At 41.8% G+C, this 18,406-nt stretch carries 14 protein-coding genes; 6 read left to right on the top strand and 8 right to left on the bottom strand.

Annotated elements, in window-relative coordinates:
- Positions 1-4 precede the first annotated feature (4 nt).
- The 5 genes from treP (at position 5) to B4V02_RS22030 (ending at position 7,226) form a co-directional block, all read left to right on the top strand.
- Positions 5-1,972, top strand: a complete 1,968-nt coding sequence (treP, locus tag B4V02_RS22050) for a PTS system trehalose-specific EIIBC component (RefSeq protein ID WP_094156424.1) — start codon at positions 5-7, stop codon at positions 1,970-1,972.
- 75 nt (positions 1,973-2,047) lie between these two features.
- A complete protein-coding gene (gene treR, locus B4V02_RS22045) occupies positions 2,048-2,797 on the top strand; it encodes a trehalose operon repressor (protein ID WP_094156423.1) in 750 nt (249 codons plus the stop codon).
- Between the two features lie 223 nt (positions 2,798-3,020).
- On the top strand, positions 3,021-3,761 hold the full coding sequence (locus B4V02_RS22040) for a LytR/AlgR family response regulator transcription factor (protein ID WP_094156422.1): 741 nt from the start codon (positions 3,021-3,023) through the stop codon (positions 3,759-3,761).
- Position 3,762: 1 nt separating this feature from the next.
- Positions 3,763-5,064, top strand: coding sequence for an ATP-binding protein (locus B4V02_RS22035; RefSeq protein WP_094156421.1), 1,302 nt, complete (start codon positions 3,763-3,765; stop codon positions 5,062-5,064).
- 122 nt (positions 5,065-5,186) lie between these two features.
- Complete coding sequence (locus tag B4V02_RS22030) at positions 5,187-7,226, top strand: serine hydrolase domain-containing protein (protein ID WP_094156420.1); 2,040 nt, start codon at positions 5,187-5,189, stop codon at positions 7,224-7,226.
- An 80-nt stretch (positions 7,227-7,306) separates the two neighbouring features.
- Here the strand turns inward: B4V02_RS22030 and B4V02_RS22025 are convergent, their stop codons facing one another.
- The 8 genes from B4V02_RS22025 to B4V02_RS21990 form a co-directional block, all read right to left on the bottom strand.
- Positions 7,307-7,630 carry a PTS sugar transporter subunit IIB gene (locus B4V02_RS22025; RefSeq protein ID WP_094157068.1) on the bottom strand — a complete coding sequence of 108 codons (324 nt, stop codon included), beginning with the start codon at positions 7,628-7,630 and terminating at the stop codon, positions 7,307-7,309.
- Between the two features lie 79 nt (positions 7,631-7,709).
- Complete coding sequence (locus B4V02_RS22020) at positions 7,710-9,146, bottom strand: glycoside hydrolase family 1 protein (protein WP_094156419.1); 1,437 nt, start codon at positions 9,144-9,146, stop codon at positions 7,710-7,712.
- Positions 9,147-9,177: 31 nt separating this feature from the next.
- A complete protein-coding gene (locus tag B4V02_RS22015; protein WP_007428402.1) occupies positions 9,178-10,473 on the bottom strand; it encodes a PTS sugar transporter subunit IIC in 1,296 nt (431 codons plus the stop codon).
- A gap of 14 nt (positions 10,474-10,487) precedes the next feature.
- Positions 10,488-10,856 carry a PTS lactose/cellobiose transporter subunit IIA gene (locus B4V02_RS22010; RefSeq protein WP_068505070.1) on the bottom strand — a complete coding sequence of 123 codons (369 nt, stop codon included), beginning with the start codon at positions 10,854-10,856 and terminating at the stop codon, positions 10,488-10,490.
- Positions 10,857-11,064: 208 nt separating this feature from the next.
- Positions 11,065-12,993, bottom strand: coding sequence for a BglG family transcription antiterminator (locus B4V02_RS22005; RefSeq protein ID WP_094156418.1), 1,929 nt, complete (start codon positions 12,991-12,993; stop codon positions 11,065-11,067).
- A 92-nt stretch (positions 12,994-13,085) separates the two neighbouring features.
- Positions 13,086-14,282 (bottom strand): Ger(x)C family spore germination protein, encoded by a 1,197-nt coding sequence (locus tag B4V02_RS22000; RefSeq protein ID WP_094156417.1) that lies wholly within the window; start codon positions 14,280-14,282, stop codon positions 13,086-13,088.
- On the bottom strand, positions 14,275-15,378 hold the full coding sequence (locus B4V02_RS21995) for a GerAB/ArcD/ProY family transporter (RefSeq protein WP_179031444.1): 1,104 nt from the start codon (positions 15,376-15,378) through the stop codon (positions 14,275-14,277). Before B4V02_RS21995 ends, B4V02_RS22000 begins: the two co-directional genes overlap by 8 nt.
- 24 nt (positions 15,379-15,402) lie before the next feature.
- Positions 15,403-17,073, bottom strand: a complete 1,671-nt coding sequence (locus B4V02_RS21990) for a spore germination protein (protein WP_094156415.1) — start codon at positions 17,071-17,073, stop codon at positions 15,403-15,405.
- Between the two features lie 238 nt (positions 17,074-17,311).
- Between B4V02_RS21990 and B4V02_RS21985 the strand changes: the two genes are divergently transcribed.
- Positions 17,312-18,322 (top strand): LacI family DNA-binding transcriptional regulator, encoded by a 1,011-nt coding sequence (locus B4V02_RS21985; RefSeq protein WP_094156414.1) that lies wholly within the window; start codon positions 17,312-17,314, stop codon positions 18,320-18,322.
- Positions 18,323-18,406 lie beyond the last annotated feature (84 nt).

The raw sequence follows: 18,406 nt of genomic DNA, 5'->3' as shown, positions 1-18,406 counted from the left end.
AGAGATGGCGATTGAAAGAGCAAAGGTAGAAGAGATTATAAAGGCGGTTGGCGGCAAAGACAATATAGAGGCTTCTACGCATTGCGTAACCCGCCTGCGATTTGCCCTTTATGATGATAAGCTGGTGGATAAGGAGGCCCTTGATCAAAACGATCTGGTCAAAGGGCAATTCTCTTCACAGGGGCAGTATCAGGTCGTGATTGGTCCGGGTCTGGTGGATAAGGTATATGATGAAATGATTTCGATAACAGGGGGCAGCCGGGCTTCTAAAGACGAGGTTAAAAATGCCGCCAGCAAGAAACAAAACCCGATTCAGCGTGCCATCAAGACGCTAGCAGATATTTTTATCCCCATACTGCCCGCCATCGTGACAGCAGGCTTGCTGCTTGGAATTAATAATATTTTAACAGGCAAGGGAATTTTCTTTGAAGGCATGTCCCTGGTTCAGGTCTATCCTCAGTGGACCGACTTTGCTGCCATTATTAATACCATTGCCAGCACTGCTTTTGCTTTCCTACCCGCCTTAATCGGCTGGTCAGCCGTTATACGGTTTGGTGGCAGCCCTTTACTCGGGATCGTGCTTGGTCTGATTCTGGTTCATCCGGATTTGCTGAGTGCCTACGGCTATGCGGATGCGGTCACCAAGGGGGCCGTTCCGGTCTGGAATCTGTTTGGCTGGGAAGTGAACAAGATCGGTTACCAGGGACAGGTTTTACCGGTTTTAGTATCCGCTTACGTTCTTGCACAAATTGAAAAATTCCTTAATAAGAAAATAGCCGATTCATTCAAGCTGTTACTCGTTGCGCCGATCACATTATTAATGACGGGATTTCTTGCATTTACGGTGATTGGGCCGCTTACTTTTATGATTGGTAATGCCATTACATCCGGTATTGTATACGTTTTCAATTTGGCTCCTGCGCTGGGCGGACTGATTTATGGAGGCTTTTACGCTTTGCTTGTTATAACGGGAATGCACCATACTTTCCTGGCGGTAGACGTGCAATTAATTGGTACACAGGGGGGAACGTTCCTGTGGCCCATGCTGGCGCTCTCCAATATCGCTCAAGGTGCCGGGGCACTGGCAATGATGCTGGTATTAAAGGAGCAAAAGGGAAAAGGATTGGCCTTTACCTCCTCAGTGTCTGCTTTTTTGGGGGTAACGGAGCCCGCAATGTTCGGGGTGAATATCCGATACAAGTATCCGTTTGTCTTCGGAATGGTTGGTTCGGGTATTGCTGGTATACTGCTCACAGTACATCATGTGATGGCTTCTTCCATTGGTGTGGGAGGGATTCCAGGCTTCTTGTCTATTTTCCCAAGCAACTGGGGTGTTTTCTTCATCGGGATGGCGATTGTACTGGTTCTGCCGTTTACGTTAACGGTGGTGTACGGCAAAATACTCAATAAACGCCGTCAGAATCCAGCTGCACCAGCCAACGGTTCCGTACAGAGCAAAACGGCGAGCCACGCGAATTCTGCCCTCGATGTGCTTGAAGTAAAGACTCCGGTACGTGGCAATGTTATGCCATTGGAACAGGTTCCCGATCCGGCCTTTGCCGAGCGGCAGATGGGGCAAGGGATTGCAGTGAAACCGGAGGCGGGTCAAATTGTTGCCCCTTTTAGCGGAAAAGTCATTCATATCATGATGAAAAGCAAGCATGCCTTGATTTTGGAGCATCCGACAGGTGTGCAGATTCTGGTGCATGTTGGGATTAATACGGTATCGTTGAAGGGTGAAGGATTCACCTTGCATGTGGAAAACGAGCAAACTGTGGAGCAAGGGCAGCTATTGATGGAATTTGACCGTGATCTTATTCAGGAATCCGGATATCCAATCATCACACCGGTCATTGTGCCGGATGGTCAGGATATGATCAAATCGGTTGAGGAACTGCCGGGTGAGGCGAACGATTTGCAATATGTCTTAATGAGAATTCATTTGAACTCATTGCCTGACAATACAGATTAAGACCGAACAATTCTCCGAGTCTGTTTTACTAACCAGGCTGGTGAAAGAATGCTACAATGTACGTGGTGATGAAAATTGACAAAGAATATATTTTCGCAAATTTACCAGGAGTATTCGGGACGGATTCAGACAGGTAAGTTAGCCCCGGGCACAAAAATGCCTTCTGAAAATGAACTGGCCCGAGAGTATGATACTTCCCGCGAGACCGTACGTAAGGCACTTCACTTGCTTGCACAAAATGGGTATATCCATAAAATCAAAGCCAAAGGCTCTTTTGTTTTGGATATTGGGCGGATGGACTTTCCCATTGGGGGACTGGTCAGCTTTAAAGAGATGTCCGAGCGGATTGGGCGTAAATCACGTACGATTGTGCATGAAAATCAGCTAATTCCAGTTCCGAAGGACATAGCTAGTCATCTCGAGACTGACGAACACAGGTCACTTGTCTGGAAAGTCATTCGCGCGCGTGAGATTGAGGGTGAACGTGTCATCCTGGATAAAGACTACTTTCGATCAGACATTGTACCTGTGTTAACCAAGGAAATTAGCAGTGGTTCCATCTACGAATATCTGGAGGGAGAGCTGAAGCTTCCAATCAGCTATGCCAAAAAAGTCGTTTCCGTAGAAGAAGCTGACGAAGAAGACCGTAGGCTGATGGACCTCCAGAATTATACTCATGTGGTCGTGGTACGTAATTATGTTTATCTGGAAGACACCACGTTGTTCCAGTATACCGAGTCGCGGCATCGGCTGGACAAATTCCAATTTGTTGACTTTGCCAGACGTTCCCACGGTGAAGAGAAAAAAGCGGATTTTTTAAAATAACCCATGAATACTGAACAGGGGCGATTCTTTTCAGGAATAGCCTCAATAGTCAAGAAACCCTGTCTTTTGGAGACGAGGGTTTCTTTTTCACTTTCTACACCGCATTTGAGGGATTGGAATTTACGTTTTATCCAAAAGCTATGTATAGAATATTAAAAAAATTGTATACTGTTCAGACTATAATTCCATGCTACATGCCATGGGAATGAGGTGTCTGTTATTTATGTATAGAGTGGCTATCTGCGATGATGAGCAGAAACAAAGAGAGCTTGTTAAAAATATGCTGATCGCTTTATCCATCAAAACAAATATAGACTTTAAAGTGGAGCTATTCGACTCGGGAGAACAGCTGGTATCTCATTATCTAAACCATGAATCGCCATTCCATATCTTAATATTGGATATTGAGATGAACGGCATGAATGGAATTCAAACAGCCCAAAAAATAAGGAGTTTGCGTCACCTTGATGAACAGATTGTTTTTTTAACGAGCTATCCCGAGTATATGCTGGAAAGCTTTGACGTGGTCACCTTTCAGTATTTAATAAAACCGATTGCTTCCCATATCTTTGAGGAAAAAATGATAAAACTGTGTCAGTACTTTCAATCTCTCGATAAAAAATTCGTTATCATCAAGTCAGCTTATGAAGAGGTGCTTTTAAAATATGATGATATCATTAGTATTGAAGTGGCCAAAAGCTTAACCATAAAAAACAAACTGCATTTTGTAACCTCTACACAAACTTATGATAGCAAAGGGATTCTTTCTGATTATGCATCAGCATTAAAGGAATATAATTTTCTGCAAATTCATCGTTCAATAATTATAAACTTAATTCATGTCAAAAAATTTGCTGGCGGTGATGTTTTGATGTCAAATGGTGTGAAGCTGCCTATTGGACGCTCTAAAATAAAAGAAGTTAAAGATCTGTATACCAAATTTATGATCATGAAGATGTATTAATATGATGGAACATAACTACCTGTTTCTTAACCTATGTCTCGTACTGGTGATGTGCTTTCAGGTGAATTTTTACTTTAACTCCGTTTTTGATAAATCCAATCGAAAGCCAAATAGATTCATGTATTTCATTATTTTTGGATTACTGAACATCTTTTATTTAAGTGTTTATCTGTCTCCTACGCTATCCTCGATTTTAGCATTACTTGTCATATTTAGTTTAGCGCAATCCTATACCGTGGAAATCAAGACAAAGATCATTTTTTCCATACTTTATGCTGTGCTGATAACCATCGTTAATTTTTTATCCCTGTATATTTTATATGCTGTAGACTCCGTTAAGATTAGCAACTTTAGTCATTTGAGCGGACAAGATCACTTGATATTTTCCAAGGTTATGCTGCTCAGCTGTATTATCATGTTTGCTGTCATTCAGATTATACGATTATTTGCCAAACGCAGAACCTTCCCTTTGCATGCTCGTTACTACATTTTATTTTTAATCGTTCCCATCATAAGTATATACCAGGTCAATGTTTTATCTGCTTATAGTGAAAAGAATATGTATTATTTTGGTTCTATTATTAGCTTTATTTTCTTAAATGTTTTTATCATATACATCTTCGATAATATCATCGAAAAATTTCAGTTAATGCATGAAAATGCTCAATTACAATATCAGATGGACTACCAGGATGCTAACTATGAAAAAACGGTTCACAGCTTTAAAAATATGAAAAGAATCATTCACGACACACACCAGCAGTTTTTGTATATTGACGAATGTATCCAGAGAAATGAATTGGCTGAGGCAAGTGAACATATTAAGGTCACATTAAATAAAATCGAAGGAGCCTATCAAAGGGTTAACACTGGTAATCTGGTTATAGATGCTCTTGTCACAAATAGTCTTAATATTGCTCAGGCCAATGGCATCAAGGTGGATACCCAGCTTAACTTATACTCACAGAAAGTAAATATTGAACGTTATGACTTGTGTGTCGCTCTGGGCAATATGCTGGATAATGCCATAGAAGCATCTAAAAAGGTCAAGATTGCGGACGATAGGTACATTCTTATTAAAATACATTCCAATGAATCTGCGCTTTTCATTCACATCCTGAATCATGTGGAGAATGAAGTTGCCCATTTGCATAGTCAAAAATCAAACCCGGATATTCATGGTATTGGCTTAACCAATATATCCAGAATATGTGACAAGTATGGTGGGAATATGACCATTGAAACGAAAAATAAAATATTTAATAATATGGTTTTGTTGCCATTTTATAAGGACAATCCTTAGACAGTATGTTGTTTAGGGATTGTTTTTTTCGCTTCAGGGTGACTTTTCTATATAGAATCCTCGTTTATTGTATGATCAGTCCAGTAATAGAATCTGGGAAGCCATAAGAGGAGGAAATATGAATGAAGAAAATAATAACTTTGTTCATTTCGGCTATGCTTTTTGTACTGCCGATGACGAATGCTTTTGCTCAAGGTAGTCCTGAACCCATCAAGGAAAAGGCTCGCAATCTGGCCTCGGAGCTGGTATCCAAATACGGTGCTAGCGGTGTGCAGTATGCCATTATGGACCATGGAAACATCGTATTAACGGATAGCGTGGGTGTAAAGAATAAAGCAACCAACGAGCCGATCACCAAAGATACCATGTTCGGTATAGGCTCTATCAGCAAAATGTACGTGTCTGCTGCAACGATGATGCTGGTGGATGCCCATAAAGTCGATATTGATCAGCCGCTAACAACATACATTAAGGACTTTACAATGGCCGATGAAAGGTACAAAAAAATTACACCGCGTATGTTGTTAAATCATTCGTCAGGCCTTTACGGTGCCCACTTAAAAAATAGTATGTTATTTAATGATAATGATACAGAAAATCATGATGAGCTATTGCTGAGATTACAATCAGAAACTTTAAAATCCAACCCCGGCGAATATTCTGTATATAGTAATGATGGTTTTCAATTGCTTGAAATATTGGTTGAACGGGTGAGCGGTCTAAGCTACACCGAATTCCTGAGAAAGAATATTAGTGCCCCTTTGGATTTAAAATATACAAAAACACCTCTCGATCCGTTTGATAGACAAATGCTGTCCAAAACTTATTTTCCTGCGGTTGAGGGAGCCTTACCCGTTGAAAATGCCAATGTCATTGGGACAGGAGGCTTATACTCCACCGCAGAAGAGTTGGCTATGTTTGCAGAAGTATTAATGGGGAACAGAACCGATATTTTATCTGCACAATCAGCAAAGTCCATGCAAAGTCATGAATATCGAAAAGGAATATGGGTACCTGAAGAGACAAACAGCTTTAATTATGGGCTTGGTTGGGATGCGGTTCAGTTGGCACCGTTTAGTGATTATGGAATAACTGCGTTATCCAAGGGTGGGGATACTGTTTTGTATCACTCTGCTTTGATCATCATACCTGAGCATCAAATTTCTATGGCTGTGCTTTCATCTGGAGGGTCTTCCATCCTGGATAGTATTTTTGCTTCTAACGTTTTATTGGAGCTTTTAAAAGATAAGGGCATCATAAAAGACATCATACCTGATAAAACATTTGAGCCTCCTGTAAAAGTGGAAATGCCATCTGATTTACTTTCTTATTCGGGAATATACGGTTCTGTGGGTACAACCATCAATGTAGAAATTAAAAACGGTGAGTTTGATTTACCTGCTCTGGAGGGATTCGTCCCGGCGCAAAAATATGTGTATACAGGCGATGGACAATTCAAAAGCAGTGATGGCAGTGTAGCCGTAAGCTTTGACAAACAAAAAAACGGGAAAACGTATATTAAGGCTAACATATTTTTAAACTTTACGGGATTAGGCCAAATGGTTATGGTAACTTATGAATATCAGAAGCATGATGCCAACCCTCTAAATACTACAGTTCAAAAGGCATGGGAACATAGAAACGGGAAAAATTATTATGCTTTGGATGAAAAGATATCTTCCATTTTTTATTTGGCCCCATCCTTTATAACGAAAAAAATCTCCGTTGATCATGATGGATATGCAAGTGGTACTAAAATTGTGAATGAGAATAAAGCAGTTAATGCCGTTGAGATTCCTGTCATGAATGGAAGAGATGCATTTGATCTGAATTTTAATACCAAGGATGGTTCAGAGTATTTAACCATAGATGGACAGTCCTATATCAGTGAAGATGCTGTTAAACCTATCCTGGGAGGAAAATCAGTGTACACCATACTATCGAATGGCCAAGCCACATGGTTTAAAATAGATAAAAACTCAGCCAATAAAACGATGACCGTTGATTTTCCAACAAGCGGAGGGTTGGCTGTCTATGATGAAAACGGAGCGGTTGTAGATTTTTCTACTGCCAGCCATAACAATTCGGTTGTACTGCCCCAAGGCGGCTTGATCGTTTTGGGTGGCAATGCAGGGGATGTATTTAAAATCAATTTGAATTAAGCGTGTAGCCGCTTCTGAAAAAAATTCAGGAGCGGCTATTATGATGAATTCAGAAGCCATCTTGCAGCATTTTATAATCGTTATGATTCGCCAGCCATCTTCAAGGCTTGATCAAGTACGGCCGGGCCATTGCCTCTTCCGTAAGCCATCGTGTCAATGACATCTACAGGAATACCGTAGGGAGCTGCGATTTCAGTAACTGCATTTTTCCGCGTCCGCACTTGAGGACCTAGTAAAATAGCAATCACAGCATCATTGATGCTCGCTAATTCTTCCCTAATGGTACTTTCGGGGATGGCTTCGATGTTAATCTCCAAGGATCTCGCTTCTGCTTCTTTTTTCATCTTGGATACCAGAATGGATGTGGACATGCCGGCAGAACAAGCAAGAATAATTTTTTTCATCATTCAACGCCTCCATAAATCTATTTTTTAGTCCAGGATTTTGCAAAATCCTCAGTCATTGAAATTGGCTCGCAATCGATCACTTATACTCTTCGTCCAGATTCACAACAAATGAACGTTCCTTGATCGTCGTCTGGTACCAGTAACCGGATTTTTTCAGATGCCTGCTTCTGTCATTCTCCAGGTTAATTTCTACTAATCCATAGCGGTTTTTAAATGCATTCATGGGAGAAACATTATCGGTAAAGGCCCACAGCATATAACCCAAGCAGTTGGAACCTGCCTCCACAGTTTTTAACGCATGGTATAGATGTTCAGAAATAAAATCAATGCGGTAATCATCCTGGATGATTTGCTCCTCATTCTTGAAGGCAGCTTCATTCTCGATACCCATTCCATTTTCGGCAACAAACCACTCGATATTGTCGTATTCGTTCTTGATACGCATTCCCATATCATAAATAATTTTGGGATTAATTTCCCAGCCTCGTGACTTGTTCATCTTCTTACCCGGAAGATCAAAATGTTCATAGTAGTAGGATGGGTGAAAGGGGGTGTTCTCATTCCACGCTCTACTCGGTGCTTTTACTCGGTGCGGATAATAGAGATTAATCCCAACATAGTCAACGGTGTTTTCTTTTATTACATTCAGTTCTTCCGTAGTCGATTCGAATGTAATATCATGCTTAGTCATGAGGTCAAACAGCTCTTGCGGATATTCTCCTTTGAGGAGAGGGTCCATAAATACTCGATTGTAAAATAAATCATACACATGCGCGGCATACTGATCGTGAGGTGCACTCGACCGGGCATAGGTGACCTCAGGGTTAAGAATAACGCCTATTTTGGCCCCGTTTTGATGATAGCCTTTTGCTTTGAAGAGCTGCACACACTTGGCTGTAGCCAATGTTTTGTTATAATTCCACTGCATCCATTTCTGGGTATTCTGTTCATAGGGATAGCGTATGGCATCCAGATATACACGAGTTTGGACAACAATCGGCTCGTTGAACGTAAACCAGTGCTTTACCCGGTCACCGTATCGCTCAAATACTTTTTCTGCGTATTGAATAAACAGTTCCACGACGTGTTTAGACGACCAGCCATCGTATTTATCCAGTAGATAAGCAGGCAACTCGTAGTGCTCCAAGCAGATCATCGGCTCGACGCCGCTGGCAATCAATTCGTCAATGACGCGGCCGATATAATCGGCATAGGTTTCATCCACTACAACATTCTCGTAATCTGTCAAAAATCGGGACCAATTAATGGAGGTGCGATAGTGTGTCAGGCCAATCTCCTTCATGAGCGCCACATCCTCGGCATAACGATTATAGAAATCGGTGGCCCCGGCAGGCCCGTATCCATTATGCCAGACGTAGCGATCATTTTTGTACCATACGTCCAGATAGGAGTCCTGACCTTCCTTTTTACCGCTCCAGCCCTCTGTTTGCCAGGCGGAAGCAGCAGCTCCCATAATGAAATTGTTTGGAATGTGAACCTTATGACTAGCCATGAATCGTTCCTCCTTTTTGTTGATATATTTATTATCCAGCAGTTCGTTTGTTGGCAATTTTGACGAATGGAAGATAAATAATAATCGCTACCACAATACATATGATCTGGGTAACGACAGCTCCAATGCTTCCACCTGTAGACAGATAGGCATTAATAATAGGTGGAGTCGTCCATGGCACCATGATAACCGCTTTACCTGCAAATCCCAGCAGTGTCGAAAAGTAACCGATGGTTCCTGTGATCAGCGGGGTAACAATGAACGGAATAGCCATTAAAGGATTTAACATAATCGGAAGTCCGAAAATGACAGGTTCATTAATATTAAACAGTCCTGGGCCAAACGAAAGCTTGGTAATTTCCTTCATATCCTCGCGCTTCGAGGCGATCAAAATGGCGATCAGCAGGGCTAGTGTAATTCCTGAACCGCCTATGCTCATGTATACATCCCAGAAAGGCATGGTAATAATGTTGGGAATCGGAAGCCCTTGCTCATAAGCAGTCATGTTGACTGTGATGGCTCCAAGCAGCAGCGGTTCGCGAATAGGTTTGACCATCTGGTTGCCGTGAATACCGATGACCCAGAACACCTGCGCAACCAGCATCAACACCAATATACCAGGCAATCCTTGTACTACGGTCTCTAGTGGTTTTTGCACAACATTGTAGACAGCATCGTACAAATAGAGGCCTGTGAATTTGTGAAACAAGATTCCAAACGTTGAAAAGACTGTTACGGTAATAATGGTTGGAATAAGTGCCGAGAAGGAGACAGCCACATTACTAGGAACGCTTTCAGGCATTTTGATTTTAAGTCGGTCGGACTTGCCTAGCTTGCTATACAGCTCAATGGATAGAATGGATACAAAAATACCCAAAAACAAACTTTTGGTGTCTGTGAACTGACGGGCGAGAACGTCGGTTACTTTTTGCATCTCCCCGTTGACCATCATTTCAATCGTTGTTGGTGTCACAGATACAAAACAAATGACAGCGAGCAACCCTGGAAAGAGATTTTTCTCTCCATTGATTTTTCCTAGCTCCAAGCCAATCATGAAAATGGCTAGTATCGTAAGGATATTTAAGCTGGCATAGTTGATACCTGAAAAAATAGGCTTATACTCTGCGAGGAACGAGAAAGGCTTAAAATGCGCGAGTCCGTTAACCGGGTCCATGACCATATTAGAAATCAATACAGCAAAGGCACCCACAATAATGACAGGCATTAATGTAATAAAGGCGGTTTTGATGGCAACGATATATTTAAAATTGTTGATCGCATTGGCTACAGCTGTGAGGCCGTTGACCAACTTTTCTTTGAAAGCCATGGGATAGCCCCCCTTTATGATTTTGAGCCCAGATGTGCAATACGTTCATACAGGTCTACAAATTCTGAAGCCATATCTCGAATGGAAATAGCATTCATTAAATGATCCTGTGCATGTACGATCATGACTGACATTTCTGTTTTTTCGCCCGATGCTTCTTTACGGATGAATTGGGTTTGAATTTTATGTGCGGCCACCAACTCGTTGCTGGATACCGTTAATTCCTCTCTTGCTTCCTCAAACTTTCCTGCCTTTGCCAGTTCAATCGCTTCCATTGCTGAACTACGTGCATTACCTGCATATAAAATGATTTGAAATACAAACTCTGTGTCGTCTATGCTTTCCGTGCTTACATCCGAATTTTTAGTCTCATCGCTATTCACGTTTATTCAATCCCCTTTTATTTAGTTGTGTTGATGTAGGTTTATTATAAACTGCAACCGTTTTCAACAAAGCGTATGTTTTTTCCTCTTCTTAACGGAAATTATCCATGCTCCATGGACTTCACCTTTGGCAGCAAAAAGAGAAAGGACCTTCGCTATTAGGCCCAGGTCCTTGTTTGCTTCTATATTCAGGATTTTTGTAAATTCTCTATTCATTATGATGATGGTATAGCGTCTGCACAAATTCCGTGTATGTTTTGCAGCGGATCAACTGCTGAACGAGATTTTCATTATTGAGAAAACCTAGCATAATATTGTACATGCTCTGTAGGTCTTCTGTTTTACGACGTTGTATACAGAGCATGCAAACAAACTGAACGGGCTTGCCGTCCCAATCCATTGCCTTTTGTAATGTACAGATAGCCCAAAAGGTTGAATGGGCCAATGGTTCCATTGGATGCGGGATCGCGACCAGATTTCCAAATGCAGTAGGAGATACCGCTTCCCGCTCTATAACAGACTGTAGCAGCGGTCCATTCACAAGATCGGCAGCTTGTATTTTTTCGGATAAAAATTCAAGCACTTGGAGTTTGTTATCAAACTTTTGCTGAAGAAAAACCATCTTTTTGCGAACATATTGCACAGCCGGAGGTTTTGCCTCGGAAAGGGCGTTTTCAAGCTTATGGATATCGGAACCATCCAAAAATGTATTTACATGAATCAGAGGGACAGAAAGCGGTTCCGAAAGCGGGATGGTGCTAATGACAAAATCAAGTGTATCCAGCGACATCTGTTTGAGTTTATACAGTTCAGTTATTCCTACAATCTCCAGCTTGGAACCGAATGTCGATTGAAGCTTATAATACAGCAGTTTTGCGCTGCCGAGCCCAGAAGCACATACGATCATCGTTCTTTTGGGTTTGCCTTTTATTTTTTTTCTTTCCATGGCGCCCCCGATATGGATAGCCAAATGACCAATTTCGTTCTCCTCCATTTGTATCCCGAGCCGCAGCTTGACTATTTCGGCTGCAATGATGCCCGCTTCAAAGGCAAGCGGGTAATTGCTTTTGATTTTATCCAGCATAGGATTCCGTGAATTCATTCCGTATTTATGACGGTTAATGAGCGGCTTGAGATGAAGGCACAAACCAATCAGCAATTCTTTATCGCTACGAATATCCAGTTTTAGCTGCTCTTCGATTTGGTTGAGTATTTCAATCGTTAATTCGTATATATCATTATCAATGATGGCTTTGATTTCTTCTTCATCCATATGGGCGGTGACAATGGTTCTTACACCTAGCAGATGTATGGCAATATAGGCAATTTCAGCAGACGGAAAAGAGTGTCCCATTTTTTGTTCCAGATCGAGTACGATTTCAGAAGCGACATTAAATTCTTTCTGTGCTTCAATTTTTTTGATCTCTGAAGGGTAATACGAAACGTATCTTTCATCCCGTATACGCTTACATGCAATTGCAATATGAATCATGAGATTGTTCAGCGCAATGTCCGATAGCTGAATTTGATTGAGCTCAATGCGTTCCAGAATGACCTCTCTAATTAATTCCATGTCTTCATCAGAGATGATAGGGAGCGTAGAATGCTTGCGATCTCTTATTTCATCTCGTCTGCCGAATAAACAATCGGATATGCAGTAGCGAAGCTTTGCTTCACTGCCTTTGATTTTAATGCCGTTATGCGGACGATTCTCTAGTGATAATCCATAAGTCGCAAGAATTTTACGCATATCCTTGAGGTCGCTCTGCAACGTGTAACGACTGACATATAATGTTTCAGCTAAATCATCAAGCTTGATATATGCTTTAGTAAGCAGCAGCTTTCGAATGATATATTGAATTCTTGCTTCAGAAGAACTTGCCGCCTGCTCGGGCACGATCTCTTGTTCTTTTAATTTCTTCAGCAGACTATAAAATCTCTGCTCATCCCAAATTTCCAGCTTGTAGCCAGTTCCTTTGAGCGACTTGATGGTTGCTCCATGCTCGGACAACAATGTATCCAATTCCTTTAGATCTGTTCGGATGGTTCGTGTCGATACGTTCAACTTATTTGCCAGATGTTCTCCCTTGATAATCTGCTGAGCAGCCAATATATGAAGAATATCGAAAATACGCAAGCTGCGACTCCTTTCGTATCAGTGATGATTAGAAGTATACATTATTCTAAAGTACTATGCTAAGCACCCAATCAATGACTGGAAATCTCTATTTATTCAGAAGATGAACCTAAATCCGTTATAGATAACTTAATATCGAAGGTTACTGGGATTTGACTGAATTTGTAATCCCAATCATCCTTTACTTTTTTCCACACTTGAGGCTTTTCAATATATAGACGTTCGCCAAAACCAGCAACATCGACTTTATATTCCGATTGTAGCTTGTACATAAGAGACTTAATCCTTTTAGTCACTTCTTTTTTAAATACTTTCTCAGCCTCTTTCATGTTCTGTGTTTTAGTTGGGTCCAACTTATCATCCCAGTTTTCGATGAAACGTCCTTTGGATTCAATCTTGACATGGAACGAGATATCGTTTCCATTGGTCACCTTAGGCGTTATTTTGCTTTTTACCGATTTGATCTCATAAGTTATAGGTTGATTCCGCTCATCATACGTTTTGATGGCTCCCCCCTCAACATCACTTTTAATCCATGCAATACTATCCACATCTTCTTGCCCCAAATTACCGATCCAGTGACCGGTATCTCCCTTAATAATGCCTGCGCCTGAAAATTCGAATTCTCCATCAGCGTCTATAATGTTTTGCAAAATATAGCTCTTCTTGGAATGCATCAACCCATCCAGTTCAGACAAATTGACCCCTCTCATCACCTTGCTGGTTCTAAAATGGTTGCGAAGCATGTACAGAATATGAATGGACGGGATCTCGCCCTTGTATTTTGTAACTAATGTGTCGGCTGCTCGACCTTTACTTAAGAAAACCATACAGCTCGGGCGAATATCATTATCGCGTAGCACAAAATCCATCAACTGCTGCATCGTCTGCTGTTTCGCCAGTTCGGTGGAAACCACCATAACCTTTAGGTGGTGACCAATGATCGGACGGTCCAAACGAAGGGAAAATTGCCGGAATATTTCAAGCAATGAATCGCCGGTGGCGGCCATATTTATATAGTTTGGTCCTTGTCCACCACCGCCTTGTTTAGCTACGCTGCCGAAAGATTTTTTGGGAACAATTTGCACACTGGCAGTCATTTTATTTTTCTTGAAATATCGGCTGCCTTCCTTCTCCAGGGCTTGTTCCAATGGAGTGAGCTCACCCTTATCCAGAGCCACTCCTGTATATATGCTTAATTCCTCCACTTCTTTGCTGCTCCAGCACCCGGTTTGAGTCACCAAAAGAACGAAGGCAAGCAGCAAAGATAGAATATGTCGTCTACACATTTTGCTTCAATCCCTTCTTCCTGATCATAAAAACGATGGAAAGAAGTACCGGGACCAGAAAAAATAAAATGATTCCCATGTATCCGATCGCATCGCCCAGACTAAACACTTCAGTCATACGTATAGGAGTCATCGTGGAGATAAAGATAACCGGGATTAAGCCGAATACAGCATAACGATATTTAAGACCAAACACCTGTGAGATACCTAAGGAGGCATTGAAGAAAAAACTGCAGAAGTTGCAAAACATTTGCATCATCCAGATCACCAGCAGCGGAAACTCCAGACGTTCAAAAAGAAAGCCAGGAAGTTCAAAAGTGCGTATTAAATTAATGGTGGGCCAAGTGCTTGTCACAGTTGAGTCCACAGATAACCCGCCAACCACCATAAATACGGTCAAAAAGTACAGTATCCAAGGAATACTGATCCCTGCGACCATGGCCTTTGCGGCTTTTTCAGGGTGCTGCAAGAAAGCGACCAGTGTCATGATTACTTCACATCCAGTGAAAACAAGGACAGTAGATTTTAGTCCCTTGATTACAGGAAGGATCCCGTTACTCAATACGGGACGAAGATGGTCAATTTCAAATATTCTCAGGCTAAGGACAAAACAGAGAAGCAGAAAGAAAAGACTGATCGGAAGTACAATCTGGTATAGCCGCGCGATAGGATTAATGCCTCCAAAAACCAGATAACATCCCGTCCAGATGAATGGAATGACAATCGCCCAGATCGGTGTCCCTTCGAGCAGATAAAACAACGTCACTTCCGCTAATACACGTATCTCAAAGCCAGCGATGATGAGAAAGTATATAATTAATAACATACTTAAACATCCTCCTGGAATAGTTCCTACGATTCTCCTGGAGTATTGATACACGGTGTTTTCGGGAAACTGTTGGCTTAATTTCACCATCACCAAGACCACTAATATGACAATACATCCGCCGATCAGTACAGAAAGCCACCCATCAGGCGTTTGTACTGTTTTAGTTACACCTCTTGGCAGTGTCAAAATCCCTGCCCCAAGCACCGTATTGGTCAGGAAAACGGCGGCCTGCTTGGTTGTGATCTTATCATCAGAGCGTGTAAACACCATAATTCCTCCATCCTCAGGGTACTATGATTTGCGCTTGCTTTGCTGAGTTTTCATCATAATAGGTCTTCGTTTCATCTTAGATAAAGGAGCCCGGATGTACACATCCTTCCAATCGCTTGTACGCATGGGGGAGAAGGGAGTCACATACGGTACGCCAAAGCTTTTCAATTTCGTCATATGGATACAAATTAACAGGAAGAACAAAATGGTGCCGAACATGCCCAGAACTGCTGCAAAGAGCATTCCGACGAAACGTAAAAGGCGCAGGCTGATGCCCGCACTGTATGACGGTATCGAAAACGAAGAAATAGCAGTAACTGAAACCACAATGACCAGGAATGGGCTGACAATGCCCGCATTTACAGCAGCGTCGCCAATGACCAAACCTCCGACAATGCCCATCGCAGGACCAACAGGTTTAGGCAATCGTATGCCGGCTTCCCTCAGGATTTCGATCGAAATTTCCAGAATCATGACTTCTATGACGGATGGAAAAGGGACGCCTTGACGAGTTTGAATAATGCTAATAACCAGCTTGGTCGGAATCAAACCGGGATGGAACGATATAAAAGAGATATACAAAGCAGGACCCATCAGTGCTATGAAAGCTCCGAAAAATCGCAGCAAACGTAAAAGTGACCCCGGAATCCAGCGCTCATAATAGTCTTCGGGAGATTGAAGCAGCATACTGAAGGTCACCGGGACAATAAGTGCAAAAGGAGTCCCGTCCAGCAGAATGGCTATTCTTCCTTCCAGCAACGCATTAATGACACGGTCGGGTCGCTCTGTGTTGTGAACCTGCTGGAAAGGACTTAAGTAATTGTCTTCAATAAGTTGTTCTACATAACCGGATTCAGCTACAAAATCCATGTCTATTTTTGAAATTCTGTGGTTCACTTCTTCTAGAAGATCCGGATTCACAATATCCTTGATGTACGCGATAACCAGATCTTTTTTGATTCTGCTACCGACTTGGAATTTCTTCAATTCCAAACTTTTATTTAAGCCTTGACGTCGAAGCATCGAAGTGTTTTCACTTAATACTTCCGTAAAGCCAATTCTGGGACCACGGAGTAATGCTTCAGAGGTTGGTTCATTCACGGATCGAACAGAGCCGTTAGGGGACCCGACCAGCAGTGCTTCCTTCATTCCTTCAATCAATAGTGCGGTATTGCCTAAAAGGATAGACTCGTGCAGTTCCTCCATATCGGTAACTTCACTAATTTGCGTAAGTGGCATCAAGCTTTCTTTTATAAAAGATTTGCTTATACGTTCCGGCTGTTCCTGTTGGCCCTCAAACATCAAGACCTGCAATACTTGCTTGTTCATAAGCTCTTCATCCTGCATGCCTTCGATGAAGATTAACACGGACCGTGCATGAAATTTTTTCACCATAAACTCACGAAAATGCACATCACTATTCTCGCCTATAGCTGCTTGGATCGATTTCAAGTCAGCATCATAATCCCCTGTAATTTTGGAGTCTGGTTCCTGCTGCTGATCAGCGTGAGTTTTGTGATCTTTATTGGCAGATGAACGGTCAGGAGAATGCTTGGAAATTGCACCCTTACTGCCCACAAATGAATAAATTGAATTGTTTATATAATAAATCCCTAATGGGAAAATTAACGCGAGGCCGGCTTGAAATAATGTAACCCAGCTTGGAATAAAAGGTACTATTTTGGACCACATGATGATGCCCCCCAAACCATTCAATTCAATTCATTTCCCCGTAGAATAAACAGGTTGTCCATAAAGTATTCCTTGTAAAGGAATTATTTACTCATAAAACGGAATGATGATTTGCCGTCTCCACATATTTTTGCGAAAACCTCGTTCTATGCTATTGTGTAAGTTGACATCAATATTAAGACTATGCTAATCTCCAAATAGGAAAACGATTACTCAATATGATTATTCGAGGGAAATTATGAAAAAAAATCAAATATCAATAAAAGATATTGCCAGATTGAGTGGGGTTTCTGTAGCAACGGTTTCCCGTGTGATTAACGAGAATGGCCGCTTCTCTGAGGAAACGCGACAGAAGGTTAATGAAGTTATCCAGAAGTACCAATATGAGACCAATAGTATCGCCAAAAGCCTGAGAATGAGTAAATCGCAGACGATTGGCGTTTTGGTGCCGGATATTAATAATGAATTTTTTTCAGTCATTGTACAAAAGGTGGAAAGCTTCTTTTTTAAACAAGGATACTCTACCATTATATGTAATACTGCTAAAGATGCAGAGAAGGAACGAGAGTATCTGAAAACTCTGGATGGAAAAATGGTAGATGGTCTGGTCTGTATTTCGGGACAGGAGGAGCTTTCCGCGGAATTGCTTAAACGGCCCATTCCGATTGTATGTATTGACCGTCGGCCGAAGATTAATACGAATGTAGCTTTTATCGAGTCTAATCATTATGAGGGTGGATTTTTGGCGACAGAGGAGCTGATTAACAAAGGCTGCAAGGAAATTTTACTGCTGACCAAGCAAAACAATCTCTCCTCTGTTAATGAGCGTCTGTACGGGTATAAAGATGCTCTGCAAAAGCACGGACTGTACCCATCAGAGGACCGCTTGGTTGCAGTTCGAAATGATGGGCCTACTCTGGAAACCGCACAGGCGGCTATTGAGCGCGTCTTGGAGAAAAAACTTCGGTTTGACGGCATTTTTGCTACCAATGACTGGTTGGCTTTGGGCGCATTGCTCGCATTACAGAAATACGGAGTGCAGGTTCCGGGTGAAGTCAAAATAGTAGGTTTTGATAATGATACAATTTCCCAATACTGCAATCCACCGTTGACTACAATTGAACAAGATAAAGAAACACTTGCAGATCATGCATGCAATATGCTGCTCCGTATGCTGAATGGAGAAAAGATCGAACGGGAGCAGCATTATTCTGTCCCCGTACGGTTGATCCAACGTAGTACCACCTAGTTGTATGTTGGTTTATGAGACCTTCTTGGATTAGCTACGGGAGAGGTAAGCACAGGTTTTGTACTACCTCTCATAGAGTGAGAT

Origin of the sequence: Paenibacillus kribbensis, from assembly GCF_002240415.1 — a bacterium.
GTDB lineage: Bacteria > Bacillota > Bacilli > Paenibacillales > Paenibacillaceae > Paenibacillus > Paenibacillus kribbensis.
Note: the sequence above shows the minus strand (reverse complement) of the source record. Positions and strands in the feature narration are given on the sequence as shown.

Bases quoted from the DNA above. Each gene is read 5' to 3' on its own strand.
- B4V02_RS22030 (WP_094156420.1), top strand. From the start codon at position 5,187: ATGAAGAAAATAATAACTTTGTTCATTTCGGCTATGCTTTTTGTACTG.
- B4V02_RS21985 (WP_094156414.1), top strand. From the start codon at position 17,312: ATGAAAAAAAATCAAATATCAATAAAAGATATTGCCAGATTGAGTGGG.
- B4V02_RS22035 (WP_094156421.1), top strand. From the start codon at position 3,763: ATGATGGAACATAACTACCTGTTTCTTAACCTATGTCTCGTACTGGTG.
- B4V02_RS22040 (WP_094156422.1), top strand. From the start codon at position 3,021: ATGTATAGAGTGGCTATCTGCGATGATGAGCAGAAACAAAGAGAGCTT.
- B4V02_RS22000 (WP_094156417.1), bottom strand. From the start codon at position 14,282: ATGTGTAGACGACATATTCTATCTTTGCTGCTTGCCTTCGTTCTTTTG.
- B4V02_RS22020 (WP_094156419.1), bottom strand. From the start codon at position 9,146: ATGGCTAGTCATAAGGTTCACATTCCAAACAATTTCATTATGGGAGCT.
- treP (WP_094156424.1), top strand. From the start codon at position 5: ATGGCGATTGAAAGAGCAAAGGTAGAAGAGATTATAAAGGCGGTTGGC.
- B4V02_RS22015 (WP_007428402.1), bottom strand. From the start codon at position 10,473: ATGGCTTTCAAAGAAAAGTTGGTCAACGGCCTCACAGCTGTAGCCAAT.
- B4V02_RS21990 (WP_094156415.1), bottom strand. From the start codon at position 17,073: ATGTGGTCCAAAATAGTACCTTTTATTCCAAGCTGGGTTACATTATTT.
- B4V02_RS22025 (WP_094157068.1), bottom strand. From the start codon at position 7,630: ATGAAAAAAATTATTCTTGCTTGTTCTGCCGGCATGTCCACATCCATT.